The following is a 14831-nucleotide window of genomic DNA, read 5'->3' as shown; positions in this document are numbered from 1 at the left end:
CTTATGATCGTTGGGCGGGGCAGGCGGCAGATTGCGGTTTCATTTCCGGTGAAATGCTAGCATTGGAAAATTCATGCCCGGAAGGACAAATTTGGACTGAGGCGTTGCTTCGGCGGCCTATGAACAAGGTGTTGGCGAATGGTGTGCCCTGGCTCATCGGCAGAGCCTCCGTGACGAAGCCTAAATCAACCAGCAGTGCGGACCACTCCGCTGCCGGACGGTAAGTCAGGGGCTGGCGCCAGCGGCCACGGGCGGCACAGGCGATCTGCTCGGCCCAGCGGGTGATTTGGAAGGGCAGGCCGCCGCCGGCGTCGGCCTCCCGCAACAGCAGCAGTCCGCCCGGTGCCAGCGCGTCGGCGCAGCGGGCGAGCATTGCCGCCTGTTCGCTGCGGCTCAGGTAGAGCAGAACGTCGAGGATGACGATGGCCTCGCAGGGCGGCAGGGCGGCGTTGCGGATGTCGCCCTGGACGACGGCATCGGTACCCAACGCCGATCGGGCGATCCGCACCCGCCTCGGCGACAGTTCGACGCCCTGCGTGGCGAGGGCGGCGGGAGGAACGGGCCAGTCGGCCGGCCAGCCGCCGGCTGCGTGCCGCGTCGCCGCCGCGCGCAGCAACGCCGTCAGGACACCTTGGCCGCAACCGAGGTCGAGAAGCCGGCCACAGGTTGGCAGCAGCGGCTGGGTCAGCAGGTGACGGAAGACGGGATCGCCGGACAGCTTGCCCTTGGCGAAATTCCAGGCGTAACGGCCGCATCGGCGGTAGGGGCTCGCGGCGGCGGCGACCAGTTCACGGAAGACGGCGTCAGTCATCGGCCACCACCTCCAGCGAAACGGCGGTCAGCCCGTGGGCGGCCACGGTGTCGAGCAGGCGCGGCAGCACCGTCAGCACCACCGGCCGGCCGTCTTCACCGCGCGCGGCGGAACCGTCATGCAGCATCAGCAGGTCGCCGGGCGCGAGGTTGCGGACGAGGCGCCGCTCCACCCTCGCCGGGTCGCGCCGCACGGCGTCGTAGCCGCGCCGGGTCCAGGTCGCCAGACGCAGGCCGAAGCTGGCAAGCACAGGGTCGAGCAAAGGATTCCGCAGGCCGGCCGGCGGCTTGAAGAAGCGCGGTGGCCGGCCGGCAAGGTCGGTCAGGATGCGCTGCGCCTCCCCCACTTCTCGGCGGATGGCGCGGATGCCCAAGGCGGCGAAGCGGTGGGAATGGTGCCAGCTGTGGTTCTCCACCGTATGCCCGTGGCGGACGATGGCGTCGATCAGGGCGGGTTGGCGGGCGGCGCGGTCGGCGATGCAGAAGAAGCTCGCCTTGGTGTTCGCGCGGTCGAGTAGGTCGAGGACGGCGGGGGTCACCTCCGGATCGGGGCCGTCGTCAAAACAGAGACCGACTTGGCCCCGCCGCGCATTGTCCGCCGGCAGGCGGCGCAGGTTGGGGCCGAGCAGGCTGCTGCGCGGCCAGAGCCCGATGGCGCCGAGCAGGGCATGGTTGCCGGCCACCGCCCCCAGCGCCCAGGGCCATGCCGCGGGCAAAGCCGACACACCGGCCAGGGCGGCGACGTGCAGGGCGGCCGAGGCGTGGAGCAGGGGCGATGGCGTCCACCGGCGCTCAGCCATGGCAGGGAACCTCCGCTGCGGCGGGATGCCGGCGGCTCAGCACCGCGGCGAAGGCGAGGCTGAGGAAGGCGCCGATGGCCACCGTCATGCCGATGCCGTGCAGCACGGGAATTCCGGAGAACGCCAGCGTGCCGAAGCCGATCACCGTACAGAGGTTGGCGATGGCGACGGAGGCGACGGTGCGCTCGCGCAAGGCGGCGGACGGCTCCGGCCGCTCGAACAGCAGCGAATAGTTGGAGCCGACACCGACCACCAGCAGCAGGCCCACCAGATGGAAGATCGACAGCGTCTGTCCCAGAACGGTCAGCAAGGCCATGGTGATGACCACCGCCGCGGCCAGCGGCATCACCGCCGCGACCAGCGAGCGGACGGACCGCAGGGCCGCCGCCAGCAGCATCGTGATGGCGATGGCGCCGAGGACGGCCAGCGTCAGCGCCTCCTGCCGATAGGTGCGGTACAGGCTGTCGGATTCCTCCTTCAGGTTCAGCAGGATGGCGCCCTTGGCCGCCGGGTCGCCGGCCAGCCGGATGCTGAGCGCCTGCGGGTCGGCGACTCCGCGCAGGGGCAGCATGGCGGTCCAGCCGGTGCCGGTGCGGACCAGCAACGAGTCGAATTTCAGCTTCAGGCTGGTGCCGTCCAGGCTGGCCGGCGTCAGCAATGGCTGGCTCCGGGCATTTTCGATGTCGGTCAGGAAGGGGGCGAAGGCGCCCGCGCGGAAGGGCAGGTCTTGCAGGGCTTTGGTCAGGGCGGTGCGCAGCTGGTCGGGCGATGGCAGGGCGGCTTGGCGCGCGCGCTGCGCCTCCTGGCTTGGAAGGACGAGGGCGGGGGAGTCGTAACCGGCGATCAGATGGTCGCGGGCCAGTGCCTCCAGCGAGGCGGAGAGGCGTTCGGCGGCGGCCAGCGCCCCGTCCACCGTCGGGGCGCCGGTGACCAGCAGATGGCCGGCGTCGGGGGCGCCGAGGTCGCGGCGCAATGCCTCGTCAAGCCGCTGGTCGGCTTCGGCGACCGGGCTGAGGCTGGACAGCTCGGCCGACCAGACGGTCGCACCCTGATAGGCCAGCCATGCCAGAGACAGCAGCGTCACGGCGACGAGCGGCAGGCGCAAGGCCGGGGCCGCACTGGTCAGGGTGGTCAGCAGCGGTGCCAGCCTTGCCGGGCGTTCGGTGGAATAGTCCTGCGGGAGCAGCGACGGCAGCACCCAGCGGGTGACCGCCAATGCCACCACCAGCCCGGTGATGGAGAACAGGCCGAGTTGCGCCAAGCCGCTGAAGCTGGAGAACAGCATGGTGCCGAATCCGACGACGGAGGTCGCCACCCCCAGGAGCAGGGTCGGCCAGATGCGCAGCAGGGTGCGGCGCGCCGGGCTGCCCGGCTGGGTCTGGGTGAACAGGTAGATGGCGTAATCGACGCTCTCGCCCAGCAGGGTGACGCCGAACCCCAGCGTGATGCCATGCACCGTGCCGAAGCTCAAGCCCACCGCCGCAACCCCGGCCAGCGCGCCGGTCGCCGCCGGCAGCAGCGACAGGACCAATGCGCGAAGGGATCGGTAGACCAGCAGCAGCACCCCGGCCACCAGCACCGTGGCGATGATGGAGGATCGTCGGGCGTCCGCCTCGATCCGGTCGCGGGTCTGGACGGAGAAGACGGCCGGCCCGGTCATCACCAGTTGGGCGGAGCCGGTCGCCGCCCGTGCCTCGTCGAAGGCGCCGCGGACTAGGTCGAGCGTCTGCTGCTGGGCGTCCATGTCGAAGCCCGGGGCAGTGGTCTGCACCAGCAGCAGTGCCCGCGACCCGTCGGCGGACATCCACACGCCGTTGCGGCTGGCCGGGCCAGTTGCGTCGCCGAGCATCCGGTCGGTCAGGCGCAGGATCTCGGCGGTGGGATCGGCCGGCAACGCCTGCTTCAGGGCCATGCCGGCGGGCGATTGCAGCAGGCGTAGGTCGTTCTGCAGGGCTTCGCGCAGACCCTCGGCGGTGAAGCGGTCAGGGGTGACGGCGGGGCTGAGGAGATAGCGGTTGGACCAGAGATAGGCACCATCGGCGCCGTGCGCCGTCCGCTCGCCATTTTCGACCGCCGCCACCAGCGGGTTGCCGCGCAGCCGGGCGGCGAGCGCGCGGCTGAGGTCGGTCAGGCGATCCGGCTCGTCGCCTTCGATGGCGACCAGGATCAGGCGGGAGACGACGCCGTCGCGCAGCTGGTCGACCAGCAATTGCTGGGTGGCGGAGGGGGAGCGCGGCAGGAAGGCGGACAGGTCGGCGGTGACCGGCGTGCGCGCAACCAGAAGGCCGCAGGCAATCAGCCCGGCCAGCCACAGCGCGATGGCCCATCCGCCCCTTCGTACCGCCGCCGTCATGCAGGATCGGGCTGGATGGTCATGATGGAGCGGTCGCCGTCGGCCTGGAGAACCTCGATCCGGCGGATGACGGCACCGCGGCCGGCGATGACGATGCGCTGTACGGTCCTGCGCGCCTCCTCCGCCCGTGGGGTCAGCTGCATGCGCCAATCCTGCAGCGTGCCTTCCAAAGCCACTTCGTAGAAGCGCATGATGGTTGGCACGTCGCCGCGCAGGGTGGCGCGGATGCTCTCCACATAGGTCTGGATTTCCGGCATGGCGGACACCGACAGCGTGCGCGACGCGCCGTCCGCCTGGGTCAGGGTCAGCCGGTCGCCCTCCAGCCGCAGGCCTTCCAACTGGGGCTGCAGGGTACGCTTTTCCAGGAAGTCCGGGCGGCGGTAGGTCAGCGTGCCGCTGCTTTCCAGCGGGGCGGTCAGCATGCCGATCTCGCGCGTCTCGGTGAAGCGGGCGCTGGAGGCGGCGATCTTGGCGAAGCGAGCGAACAGATCCTCCAGGCCCCAGGATTCCGCCGCCGGTGCCGGTGTGGCGACGCTTGACAGCAGCAGGGCGGCCAAGCCCGCTCCCAAGGCCGCCAGGATTGGGCGGCGGGCCGGTCTATTTCCAGAAATCATAGAAATTGAACCAGTTGTAGGGGGAGGACAGGGCGTGATGCTCCAGCCGGTCGGCGAAGCGCCCGGCTGCCCAGCGGACAAGCCCCGGCCGGTCCTGCACCGGCACATTGGAGAAATCGGCGATGCGCTCGAAATGGACGTCGTAACGCCGGCCGCCTTGATAGATCCCGACCATCAGCACCACCGGCCGCTTCAGCATCGCCGCCAGCTGGAAGGGGCCGAGCGCGAAGCCGGCGGGCTGGCCGAGGAAGGGCAGGCGGGCCTCTTCCTCCCCGTCCAGGGTGCGGTCGGCGAGCATGCCGACGAAATGACCCTGGTCCAGCCTTTCGCGCACGCGCAGCATCGAGTCCGGCCGGCCCAGCCCGATCACCTCCATGGATAGAAGCGGGTTGATGGCGTTGAGGACCGAGTTGATCTTGCGGGCGTTCTCCTCATACATCACCAGACTGACGCGCAGGTCGCGCTGGCGGTGGCCCAGCATGCGGATCGCCTCGAAGCTGCCCATATGGGCGCCGAGCAGCAGGCAACCCTCCCCCCGCTGCATCAGGTCGATGACGATATCCTCGCCATGGACGCGGATGTCGAAATCGTCGGACTGGTCGTTCAGGAAGAAGACGCGGTCGAGCAGGCAGGCGGCGAAGACGTGATAGTGGCGGAACAGGTCGCCGAAGCCGGGCTTGCGGCCCAGCGCCTTCGACAGGAACAGCGCCGACGCCCGGCGTGGCTTGCGCGAGAACAGCACGAAATAGAGGCAGATCGGATAGAGCAGCAGCCGCGCCGCCCGCCGGCCGAGGCGCAGGGCGACCCAGACGATGAACTTGATGGCGGCGGTCGTGCTGCGCTCCGGCCGGGTCATCCACTCCTTGCGGCGACGGCGGCGCGGTGGCGGCGGGGCGATGGGGGAGGCCGCGGGGTCCGCTGCCGGCTTGGCGCGCAGGGGGAGCTTCATGAGGTCACGCTGCCGGTCATGATGGTGGCGGTCATCACGGGACGGCCGTTCACGCTGCCGGTGAAGGCGATGGCGCCGGCCGGGGCCGCCTGCCATTCGACCAGCATGCGGTCGCCGGGGCGGACCGGGTGCAGGAACTTGGCGGCGCGCAGGCGGCTGGGAGCGGAGGTCAGGCCCTCTGCCGCCGCGATGGCGGTCAGGGCGGTGTCGAGCAGGACCGCGCCCGGAATGATCGGGTTGCCGGGGAAATGTCCGGCGGCGGTGGGATGGTCGGGGGGGAAGTGGATGGCGGTCCGGTTGGGCACGGCGGCGTCCCCTAGTCGGGACGGCTGTCGTCGAGCAACCGCAGCAGGGCCTCGCGCGGCAGCTTGCCGGTCGGGTTGCGCGGCAGGGCATCGACGAAGCGCAGGGGGCGCGGCAGGAAGATCGGGTCGATCCGCTCGCGCAGGCGGGCCAGCAGCGTCTCTGCGGTCAGGCCGGGGGCCACCACCAGGGCGGCGAGCCGGGTGGTCCCGCTGTCTCCCTCCCGCGGCATGAAGAAGACGCCGTCCATCACCCCCTCGACCGAGTTCAGATGGTGGTTGAGGAAGGCGAGCGAGCTGCGCTTGCCGGCGATGTTGACCTGATCGGCAGAGCGGCCGTGCAGGATGAAGCGGGTGTCGCTCTTCAGCTCGATCACGTCGGCCAGCAGGGTCTCGCCGTCGAGGAAGTCGCCCGACGCCCAGGTGCCTTGCTCGTCCTGGCGCAGGCGGATGCCGTCGATGCACAGCCACTCCGCCGTGGCGCTGGTGCGGCGGACGGCGAGCTGACCGGTCTCCGAACAGCCGTAGATCTCGTGCAGCGGGGCGCCCAGCTTCGCCTCGGCGTCGATGGCGAGCTGGGGGGCCAGGGGGGCGGTGGCGCAGAGGATGAAGTCGAGCGGTGGCAGGGCGGTGCCGTCGGCGAGCAGGGCCTGCAGGTGGACCGGGGTGGTGACCAGGATGCGGCGGCCGGGCAGGTCGGCGAGGCAGGCGGCAATGTCGGCGGGGAACAGCGGCCGGCCGCCATGCAGGACCAGACCATGCTGGAGCGCCAGCAGGATGACCGACTCCAGCCCATACATGTGCTGGTGCGGCACGGTGCCCACCAAGCCTGCGGAGCCGAGATTCGCGATCTCCAGCGCGGTGCCGGCGCCATGGACGCTGCGGACCAGGGTGCCCCAGCTTTTCACCTGCGGCATCGGCCGGCCGGTGGAGCCGGAGGTGAAGGCGATGGCCGCGACCTGATCGGCCGGGAAGGCGAGATCGGCGTCGAAAGGCGAGCCGGTCAGGCTGTCGAGACCGTCGGGCGGCAGGGCCGGGATGCAGGTCATGCCGGGGTAGGTGGCGCCGGCATCGGTCAGGCAGATCAGGCCGGGATAGCTCTCTTCCAGCTGGCGCAGCGTGGCCGGGGTGTCGTTGGGGGGATGCAGGCAGATCTGGCGGCGCAGCAGGGCGGCGCCCAGTCCGACGGCGAAACCCAGACGGTCGCCGCACAGGTTCAGCAGATAGGTGCCGTCCGGCAGGCGGCGGGCCAGATCGCGCACGGCGGCGAGGTAGGCGCGCACCGTCACCGGCCGGCCGTCATGCAGGGCGAACAGGTCGTCGGGACCGCCGTGGCGCAGCAGCGGCAGGCGGGTGGTGGACAGCATCGTCATGGATTAGGCCGCTCCGAAAAGACGCGGACGACGTCGGCGATGGAGCCGTGGGAGTAGTTCCAGAACTTGCGCAGGCGGTAGGCGTATTCGGTCAGGAACATCGCGGCGACCAGCGGCAGGTCGAGGACGTTGATGAAGAAGGACCAGACCGCAGGCGGGGCGGAGGCGAACAGCAGGGCCGACATCGCCAGCTGCCCGGCGAAGAACAGGCACCAGGCGATGGTGACGCGGCGGGTGTAGACCAGCATTTCGTCGGTCAGGCTGCCGCGGATGCGCCGGGCGATCCAGGTGATCAGCGGCTCCCGCCCGGCCAGCAGGGTGCGGCCGAACAGGGCGAGCAGGCCGACATAGATGGCGGCATGGCTGATCGCCGAGGCGGCCAGCAGCCCGTCGCGGGCGGAGCGCCAGGACAGGCCGAACAGGGCGATGGCGCCGGCCAGCGCGATCCAGCGGAAGCGCGGCGCGGCCCGGCCGACCACCAGCCCGGTCACCCCGGCCTGGACCAGCGCCAGCACCAGCGCGGTGTCGGCGTCGAGGTCGGCGACGATGGCGCCATGGACCAGCAGGGGATAGAGCGCGAACAGCGACAGGCCGGCGCCCACCGCGGCCCCTCCCCTGGTCCAGGCGGCGGCGGACGGCATCAGGCGGCTTTGAGCTGCTGGATGTGGCCGTTCAGGGTGCGCAGCGAGGAGAAGATCTTCGTGTTGTTCTCGTCATCTGCCCGCAGCTTCACCCCATAGGTCTTGGAGACGGCGAGCGCCACCTCCAGGATGTCGATGGAATCGAGGCCCAGCCCTTCGCCATAGAGGGGGGCGTCCGGGTCGATATCCTCCGGGTCGGCTTCCAGGGTGAGGGTGTTCACGATCAGCGTCGCCAATTCAAGTTCGGTCGGCGACAGGGTCTGCAAGTCACTCATCATGCCTCACTAAAGCAACGCCTGCCGCTTCCGGGATATTCTACTCCTTTGGATATAACCATTGGGTATAGAATGCCGTATTGGAGTGACAGGATTCGCAATTTCAGGCGTCACGATAGCTAGGCACCCGGAGCCGCGCCATCATTATTTTGGAGTGATCAATTTGTTTTGTTAAAGATTGAGTTTCTTTCTAGAGGTGATGGTTGGGGGTGGAGGCGCCCTGGGAGTGGAACGTTTGGAACGCTATGGAACAGTTTTCGGGGTGCTGTTCAGTGTTTCATTCTCCCTCTCCCCCCCGGGGAGAGGGTCGGGGTGAGGGGGGTGCATGGAGTGGATTTGGTGGGGAACGGGGAGTGCGCGACGCTTGTAGATCCTCGCCGCGCGACCCCCTCACCCTAACCCTCTCCCCGGGGGGGGAGAGGGGATCCCGGCGGGAGAGGGGATAGCGTGGGCTTGATCCGGAAACTCTAATCCCGTGCCTGGCGCCACACCACGGAAAGCTTCAAAATTGGCCCAGCAGGCGGTCGATCGCGGCGCGGTCGGGCAGGGAGGGGATGGCGCCGGGGGCGGTGGTGGTCAGGGCGCCGGCGGCGTTGGCGAAGCGGCAGATGTCGCGCAGGCGGTCGGGGGTGAAGGCGGTGTCCACATCCTCAAGGATGCCGGCGAGCAGGGCGGCGACGAAGGCATCGCCGGCGCCGGTGGTGTCGACGGCGGTGACGGACAAACCCGGCACATGGCCCGAGGCGTCGGCGGTCAGGAAGGTGCAACCGTTGCGGCCATGCGTCACCACCAAAAGGCGCAGGTCCTCGTGCCAGAGGCTGCGGCCGGCGGTGTCGGGATCGGCGCTGCCGGTCAGGAACTCCAGTTCCTCGTCGCTCAGCTTGACGATGGAGGCGGCGGCGATGCCTTGGCGGATCAGGCGCTCGGCCGTATCGCGGTCGGGCCACAGGGCGAGGCGCAGGTTGGCGTCGAAGGAGACCAGCCGGCCGTTGCGGCGCGCAGTCTCCACCGCCAGCCGGCTGGCGTCGCGCGCGGATCGGTCGATCAGGCCGATGGAGCCGGAATGCAGCAGGCGGGCGGCAGCGATGGCGTCGAGATCTAGGTCGGCGGCGGAGAAGCCGGCCATCGGCTCGCCATAGAACAGGAACTCCCGCTCCCCCTCCTCGTCGAGGGAGACGAAGGCGACGGGGGTCTTGGCGTCGGGCACGAGGCGCAGGCGCGAGACATCGACGCCGGCCATGGTCAGCGCGCGCGCCAGGAAGCGACCGAAGCCGTCCGCCGCCGTCCGGCCCATGAAGGCGCTGCGCACCCCCAGCCGGGCCAGACCGACCGCGACATTCGCCGGCGCCCCGCCCGGCGCCGGGTCGAAGGCGCCGATCACGCCGGGCTGCGCCGGGCCGGCGGGCATGAAGTCGATCAGCACCTCGCCCAGGCAAATCACATCGGGCGGTTGCAAAGCGGTCATGGCGTGGTCGTCCTTCAGCTGGCGACGCCGGTATAGCGGGCGAGCACGGCGCGGGTGCCGTCCGCCCACAGGGCGCGCAGGGCGGCGGAGAAGGCGTCGCGGAAGGGCTGCGCCCGGCCGACCTCGCCATAGACGTCGTCCATGCCGAGCCACGCCGTCGGCTCGTTGCGGGCCTGACGGGCGACGGCGGTCAGGCGGTCCCAGTTGGGGTCGTTCGGCTCGATCGGCTGGCCGTCGTCGGTGGTGCCGAAGCAGTAGCGGCACCACAGCGCCGATTCCAGCGCAAGCCCCTCGATGCCGGCGCCGGCTTTGAGGCGGTCGGCGATGGACGGGACGATGAATTTCGGCTGGCGGTTGGAGCCGTCCAGGCAGAGTCGGCGAATGGTGTCCTTGATCTTGGGATTGGCGAAGCGGCGCTCGATGATGCCAAAATAGCTGGCGAGGTCGGTGCCCGGCACCGGCGGGACGGTGGGGATGATCTCTTCCCGCTCGATCTTCTGCAGGAAGGCGCGGATCAGCGGGGTTTCCATCGCCTCATGCGCATAGGTGATGCCGAGCAGGCCGGCGGGATAGGCGATCACCGCATGGCCACCGTTGAGGATGCGGATCTTCATCGTCTCGAAGGGCGTCACGTCGGGGACGAACTGCACGCCCACCGCCTCCAAAGCCGGGCGGCCGGCGGAGAAGCGGTCCTCCAGCACCCATTGGGTGAAGTCCTCGCAGAAGACCGGCCAGTTGTCGGCGATGCCGAACTCGCGGTCGAGGGTCTCGCGCTCCTGCACGCCGGTGGCAGGCGTGATGCGGTCGACCATGCCGTTGGGGAAGGCGACGGAGGCGTCGATCCAGTCGGCGAGGTCAGGGTCGATGCCCTTGGCGATGCCCAGCACGGCGTTGCGGGTGACGACGCCGTTGTGGGGGATGTTGTCGCAGGACATGACGGTGAAGGGCACCGTTCCGTCGGCGCGGCGGCGGGCCAGACCGGCGACAATCAGGCCGAAAACGGTGGTTGGGCGGGCGGGCACGGCGATGTCGGCACGGATCGCCGGATGGTTGGCGTCGAACGTGCCGGCGGCGTCGATGTAATAGCCGCCCTCCGTCACCGTCAGCGAGACGATGCGGATCGCCGGGTCGGCGAGCTTGGCGATGATGGCGTCGGCGTCGCCGACCGGCAGCATGCCGACCATCGCGCCGGTGACGCGGGCGAGGCTCTGCGCGCCGGACTGCTCGACCACGGTGGTCAGCCAGTCCTGGCCTTCCAGCGCGTCGCGCATGCGCTGGTCCGACGGCATCACCCCGGCGCCGAGGATCGCCCAGTCATGGTCGCGGCCCTGGGCGAACAGGCTGTCGAGATAGACCGCCTGATGGGCGCGGTGGAAGTTGCCGACGCCGAAATGCAGGATCCCGGCGGTCAGGGCGGAACGGTCGTAGACCGGCACCGAGGCGCGGGCGGCGATGTCGGGGAGGGTGGCGGCGGAAAGGGCGATGGTCATGGCGGAGGTCCTGCGGTGGACGGCGGAGGTGAGATGTATCTCCCTCTCCCGTCCCGGGAGAGGGAGGGGACCCGCGCCGAAGGCGTGGGGAGGGTGAGGGGTGAGGCAAGGATCAGAAATCCATGTCGGGATCACCCCTCACCCTTCCCATGCTTCGCATGGGCCCCTTCCCTCTCCCGGGGCGGGAGAGGGAGGCGTATCAACTCATCCAGTTGCCGCCGTCGACGTTGTAGGTTTGGGCGACGATGTAGTCGGCCTCAGGGCTGGCCAGGAAGATCGCCATGCCGGTCAGATCCTCGGCACGGCCCATGCGGCCGAAGGGGACCGCTTCGCCGACCATGCGCTTCTTCTCGCCGGGCTGGAGGCCCTCGTGGCGGGCGAACAGGGCGTCGACGCCGTCCCAATGCTCGCCATCCACCACGCCGGGGGCGATGGCGTTGACGTTGATGCCGTGCTTTATCAGGTTCAGGCCGGCCGACTGGGTCAGGCTGATGACCGCCGCCTTGGTGGCGCAGTAGACGCCGACCAGCGCTTCGCCGCGCCGCCCGGCCTGGGAAGCCATGTTGATGATCTTGCCGCCGCGGCCCTGGGCGATCATCCGCTTTGCCACCGCCTGCAACGTGAACAGCGTGCCGGCGACGTTGATCGAGAACAGGCGGTCATAGCTCTCCCGCGTGATCTCGACGATGGGGGCGAGGTCGAACAGGGCGGCGTTGTTGATCAGGATGTCGATGCCGCCGGCCCGCTCCACCACCGTGGCGACCGCCGCGTCGATGGAGGACTGGCTGGTCACGTCGAGCGCCACGGCGTAGGCGCCGGGGCCGATCTCCGCCGCTGCCTGCTCCGCCGCGGCGAGGTTGATGTCGGCGATGGCGACCGTCGCACCCTCGGCGACATAAGCGGCGGCGAAGGCGCGGCCGATGCCGCGGGCGGCGCCGGTGATGATGGCCGATTTGCCGTCGAGACGTTTCATGGGGCCACCTTTCATAGGGTCAGGACCTTTCATGCCACTTTGACGCCCGGCGCCGCAGAGGACACGGCGTTGCCCTGGGCGTCGAAGCGGTGGAGCTTTTCGGTCTGCGGCGTCAGCCAGACGCGGTCGCCGTGATGGACGGGGAACTCGCCGCCGGCCCGCGCCACCAGCGTGCCGATGCCCTCCACCTGCACATAGACGAAGGTGTCGGAGCCCAGATGTTCGGACACGGTGACGGTGCCGGACCAGCGGCCGGATTCGGTGGACAGCGCCAGATGTTCGGGGCGGATGCCGATGCAGTCGGCACCGTCGCCGCGCGCCGCCTCGCCCTCGATGAAGTTCATGCGGGGAGAGCCGATGAAGCCGGCGACGAAGCGGTTGCGCGGGCGGCTGTAGAGGTCGATGGGGGAACCCACCTGTTCGATCCGTCCGGCGTTCAGCACGACGATCTTGTCGGCCATGGTCATGGCCTCCACCTGATCGTGGGTCACATAGATCATGGTGGTGCCGAGGCTGGCGTGCAGCTCGGAGATTTCCAGCCGCATGTTGACGCGCAGCGCGGCGTCGAGGTTCGACAGCGGCTCGTCGAACAGGAAGGCGGTCGGCTCGCGGACGATGGCGCGGCCGATGGCGACGCGCTGGCGCTGGCCGCCCGACAGCTGGCCGGGGCGGCGGTCGAGATAGCTGGTGAGGTTCAGGACCTTGGCCGCCGCCTCCACCTTGCGGTCGATGGCGGCCTTGTCCAGCCGGGCCATCTTCAGCGGGAAGGCGATGTTGTTGCGCACGGTCATGTGCGGATAGAGCGCGTAGGACTGGAACACCATCGCCAGCCCGCGCTGGGCGGGCGGCAGTGCGGTGGCGTCCTTGCCGTCGATGCGGATGGAGCCGGACGACACGTCCTCCAGCCCGGCGATCAGCCGCAGCAGCGTGGACTTGCCGCAGCCGGACGGGCCGACGAACACCACGAACTCGCCATTGCCGATGGTGAGGTCCAGCGGCGGGATGACGGCGATGTCGCCGAAGCTCTTGGTGACGCGGTCGAGCGTGATCTGTCCCATGGCGGGGTCCTCCTACTTCACGGCGCCGAAGGTCAGGCCGCGCACCAGCTGCTTCTGGCTGAACCAGCCGAGAACCAGGATCGGCGCGACCGCCATGGTCGAGGCGGCCGACAGTTTCGCGTAGAACAGCCCCTCCGGGCTGGAGTAGCTGGCGATGAAGGCGGTCAGCGGCGCCGATTGCGAGGCGGACAGGTTCAGCGTCCAGAACGCCTCGTTCCACGCCAGGATGATGTTCAGCAGCAGGGTGGAGGCGATGCCGGGCACCGCCATCGGCAGCAGGACGAACAGGATCTCGTCGCGCAGGCCCGCGCCGTCCATCCGCGCCGCCTCCAGGATCTCGCCGGGGATTTCACGGAAATAGGTGAACAGCATCCAGACGATGATCGGCAGGTTGATGAGCGTCAGCACGATGACCAGACCGATGCGGCTGTCGAGAAGCCCGAAATCGCGGAACAGCAGATAGATCGGGATCAGCACGCCGACCGGCGGCAGCATCTTGGTCGACAGCATCCACATCAGCACGTCGCGGGTGCGCTTGCCGGGAACGAAGGCCATCGACCACGCGGCGGGAACCGCGACCATCAGGCCGATCAGCGTCGAGCCGACGGAGATGACCACCGAGTTCCAGAAGTGGAGGAAATAGTCGGAGCGCTGCTGCACCTCCGTGTAATTCTCCAGCGTCCAGTGGAAGGCGAGGAAGGAGGGTGGGCTGGCGATGGCCTCGGCTTCGGTCTTGAAGCTGGTCAGCGCGGTCCACAGGATGGGGAAGAAGATCACGATCCCGATGGTCCAGGCGATCAGGGTCACGACCAGCTTCTGGCGGTTGGTTGCGGCGCGCGCCATGGTCAGATGTCCAGGTTGCGGCCGATCATCCTCATCAGGAAGACGGCGACGATGTTGGCGAGGACGACGGCGACGATGCCGCCCGCGGAGCCGCCGCCGACATCGAACTGCAGCAGCGACTGGGCATAGACGAGATAGGTGATGTTGGTGGTGGCGGTGCCGGGGCCGCCGTTGGTCGTCACCAGGATCTCGGCGAAGACCGACAGCAGGAAGATGGTCTGGATCAGCGTCACCACCGTCATCGCACGCGCCAGATGGGGCAGGATGATGTGGATGAAACGGTCGACCGCACCGGCGCCGTCCATCTCCGCCGCTTCAAGCCGCTCGCTGTCGAGCGATTGCAGGGCGGTCAGCAGGATCAGCGTGGCGAAGGGCAGCCACTGCCACGTCACGATCAGGATGATCGAGGACAGCGGCGCCTCGGCCAGGAAGTCGAAGGGCTGGAGGCCCAGCCCCTTGGCGATGGCGGCGAACAGGCCGTTCACCGGGTTCATCAGCATGTTCTTCCACACCAGCGCCGAGACGGTGGGCATGACGAAGAAGGGGGCGATGATCAGCAGGCGGACGATCCCCCGCCCCCAGAAGGGCCGGTCGAGCAGCAGGGCAAGCCCGATCCCGCCGGCGATGGTCAGCACCAGCACCCCGCCGACCAGGGCCAGCGTGTTGCCGAGCGCGGCGAAGAAAGCCGGATCGGTCAGGAAATACTGATAATTCAGGACGCCGATCCACTCCTCCTGCCCCGGCATCAGCAGGTTGTAGCGCAGGAAGGAGAAGTAGAGCGTCATCGCGAGCGGGATCAGCATCCAGCCGAGCAGCAGGACGACGGCCGGAGACATCGTCAGGCGCGCGGCTGCACGCGAATGGGCGGTGGCCATGGCTCGACCC

Annotated in this window: 15 protein-coding genes; all 15 read right to left on the bottom strand. The window is 69.2% G+C overall.

All coding sequences use genetic code 11. The features are described 5' to 3' along the window. Window position 1 precedes the first annotated feature (1 nt). The gene (locus tag B9N97_RS00960; RefSeq protein ID WP_085082429.1) at window positions 2-811 is read right to left on the bottom strand and encodes a class I SAM-dependent methyltransferase; all 810 of its coding nucleotides are present in this window, start codon (window positions 809-811) and stop codon (window positions 2-4) included. Next, window positions 804-1610 carry a polysaccharide deacetylase family protein gene (locus tag B9N97_RS00955; RefSeq protein ID WP_085082427.1) on the bottom strand — a complete coding sequence of 269 codons (807 nt, stop codon included), beginning with the start codon at window positions 1608-1610 and terminating at the stop codon, window positions 804-806. The genes B9N97_RS00960 and B9N97_RS00955 overlap by 8 nt, the downstream gene beginning before the upstream one ends. Beyond that, window positions 1603-3963 carry an MMPL family transporter gene (locus tag B9N97_RS00950; protein WP_085082425.1) on the bottom strand — a complete coding sequence of 787 codons (2361 nt, stop codon included), beginning with the start codon at window positions 3961-3963 and terminating at the stop codon, window positions 1603-1605. Before B9N97_RS00950 ends, B9N97_RS00955 begins: the two co-directional genes overlap by 8 nt. Beyond that, window positions 3960-4520, bottom strand: coding sequence for a LolA-related protein (locus B9N97_RS00945; RefSeq protein WP_085082423.1), 561 nt, complete (start codon window positions 4518-4520; stop codon window positions 3960-3962). Before B9N97_RS00945 ends, B9N97_RS00950 begins: the two co-directional genes overlap by 4 nt. Before the next feature lie 40 nt (window positions 4521-4560). Next, window positions 4561-5526: an LpxL/LpxP family acyltransferase gene (locus B9N97_RS00940; RefSeq protein WP_085082421.1), complete on the bottom strand. Its 966-nt coding sequence runs from the start codon at window positions 5524-5526 to the stop codon at window positions 4561-4563. Next, window positions 5523-5831, bottom strand: coding sequence for a 3-hydroxyacyl-ACP dehydratase FabZ family protein (locus B9N97_RS35875; protein ID WP_208621109.1), 309 nt, complete (start codon window positions 5829-5831; stop codon window positions 5523-5525). The genes B9N97_RS00940 and B9N97_RS35875 overlap by 4 nt, the downstream gene beginning before the upstream one ends. 11 nt (window positions 5832-5842) lie before the next feature. Then, window positions 5843-7201, bottom strand: coding sequence for an AMP-binding protein (locus B9N97_RS00935; RefSeq protein ID WP_208621108.1), 1359 nt, complete (start codon window positions 7199-7201; stop codon window positions 5843-5845). Further along, window positions 7198-7842, bottom strand: coding sequence for a COG4648 family protein (locus B9N97_RS00930; RefSeq protein WP_143266306.1), 645 nt, complete (start codon window positions 7840-7842; stop codon window positions 7198-7200). The genes B9N97_RS00935 and B9N97_RS00930 overlap by 4 nt, the downstream gene beginning before the upstream one ends. Beyond that, entirely contained in the window at window positions 7842-8120 is a 279-nt protein-coding gene (locus B9N97_RS00925) for a phosphopantetheine-binding protein (protein ID WP_085082417.1), read from the bottom strand. The genes B9N97_RS00930 and B9N97_RS00925 overlap by 1 nt, the downstream gene beginning before the upstream one ends. 499 nt (window positions 8121-8619) lie before the next feature. Then, window positions 8620-9582 carry a PfkB family carbohydrate kinase gene (locus B9N97_RS00920; protein WP_085082415.1) on the bottom strand — a complete coding sequence of 321 codons (963 nt, stop codon included), beginning with the start codon at window positions 9580-9582 and terminating at the stop codon, window positions 8620-8622. A 14-nt stretch (window positions 9583-9596) separates the two neighbouring features. Continuing rightward, window positions 9597-11072, bottom strand: coding sequence for a mannitol dehydrogenase family protein (locus B9N97_RS00915; RefSeq protein WP_085082413.1), 1476 nt, complete (start codon window positions 11070-11072; stop codon window positions 9597-9599). 199 nt (window positions 11073-11271) lie between these two features. Next, window positions 11272-12045 (bottom strand): L-iditol 2-dehydrogenase, encoded by a 774-nt coding sequence (locus B9N97_RS00910; RefSeq protein ID WP_085082411.1) that lies wholly within the window; start codon window positions 12043-12045, stop codon window positions 11272-11274. A 29-nt stretch (window positions 12046-12074) separates the two neighbouring features. Continuing rightward, window positions 12075-13103: an ABC transporter ATP-binding protein gene (locus tag B9N97_RS00905; protein WP_085082409.1), complete on the bottom strand. Its 1029-nt coding sequence runs from the start codon at window positions 13101-13103 to the stop codon at window positions 12075-12077. A gap of 12 nt (window positions 13104-13115) precedes the next feature. Further along, entirely contained in the window at window positions 13116-13946 is an 831-nt protein-coding gene (locus tag B9N97_RS00900; RefSeq protein ID WP_085082407.1) for a carbohydrate ABC transporter permease, read from the bottom strand. 2 nt (window positions 13947-13948) lie between these two features. Then, the gene (locus B9N97_RS00895; protein WP_085082406.1) at window positions 13949-14821 is read right to left on the bottom strand and encodes a carbohydrate ABC transporter permease; all 873 of its coding nucleotides are present in this window, start codon (window positions 14819-14821) and stop codon (window positions 13949-13951) included. Window positions 14822-14831: the final 10 nt, after the last annotated feature.

This window comes from Azospirillum oryzae (assembly GCF_900177515.1).
GTDB lineage: Bacteria > Pseudomonadota > Alphaproteobacteria > Azospirillales > Azospirillaceae > Azospirillum > Azospirillum oryzae_A.
This window is presented reverse-complemented; position numbering and strand designations above follow the sequence as displayed.

What these genes read in the sequence shown, in the direction of transcription:
- B9N97_RS00960 (WP_085082429.1), bottom strand. Translation starts at nt 811, where the DNA reads ATGACTGACGCCGTCTTCCGTGAACTGGTCGCCGCCGCCGCGAGCCCC.
- B9N97_RS00955 (WP_085082427.1), bottom strand. Translation starts at nt 1,610, where the DNA reads ATGGCTGAGCGCCGGTGGACGCCATCGCCCCTGCTCCACGCCTCGGCC.
- B9N97_RS00950 (WP_085082425.1), bottom strand. Translation starts at nt 3,963, where the DNA reads ATGACGGCGGCGGTACGAAGGGGCGGATGGGCCATCGCGCTGTGGCTG.
- B9N97_RS00940 (WP_085082421.1), bottom strand. Translation starts at nt 5,526, where the DNA reads ATGAAGCTCCCCCTGCGCGCCAAGCCGGCAGCGGACCCCGCGGCCTCC.
- B9N97_RS00935 (WP_208621108.1), bottom strand. Translation starts at nt 7,201, where the DNA reads ATGACGATGCTGTCCACCACCCGCCTGCCGCTGCTGCGCCACGGCGGT.
- B9N97_RS00930 (WP_143266306.1), bottom strand. Translation starts at nt 7,842, where the DNA reads ATGCCGTCCGCCGCCGCCTGGACCAGGGGAGGGGCCGCGGTGGGCGCC.
- B9N97_RS00925 (WP_085082417.1), bottom strand. Translation starts at nt 8,120, where the DNA reads ATGATGAGTGACTTGCAGACCCTGTCGCCGACCGAACTTGAATTGGCG.
- B9N97_RS00920 (WP_085082415.1), bottom strand. Translation starts at nt 9,582, where the DNA reads ATGACCGCTTTGCAACCGCCCGATGTGATTTGCCTGGGCGAGGTGCTG.
- B9N97_RS00915 (WP_085082413.1), bottom strand. Translation starts at nt 11,072, where the DNA reads ATGACCATCGCCCTTTCCGCCGCCACCCTCCCCGACATCGCCGCCCGC.
- B9N97_RS00910 (WP_085082411.1), bottom strand. Translation starts at nt 12,045, where the DNA reads ATGAAACGTCTCGACGGCAAATCGGCCATCATCACCGGCGCCGCCCGC.
- B9N97_RS00905 (WP_085082409.1), bottom strand. Translation starts at nt 13,103, where the DNA reads ATGGGACAGATCACGCTCGACCGCGTCACCAAGAGCTTCGGCGACATC.
- B9N97_RS00900 (WP_085082407.1), bottom strand. Translation starts at nt 13,946, where the DNA reads ATGGCGCGCGCCGCAACCAACCGCCAGAAGCTGGTCGTGACCCTGATC.
- B9N97_RS00895 (WP_085082406.1), bottom strand. Translation starts at nt 14,821, where the DNA reads ATGGCCACCGCCCATTCGCGTGCAGCCGCGCGCCTGACGATGTCTCCG.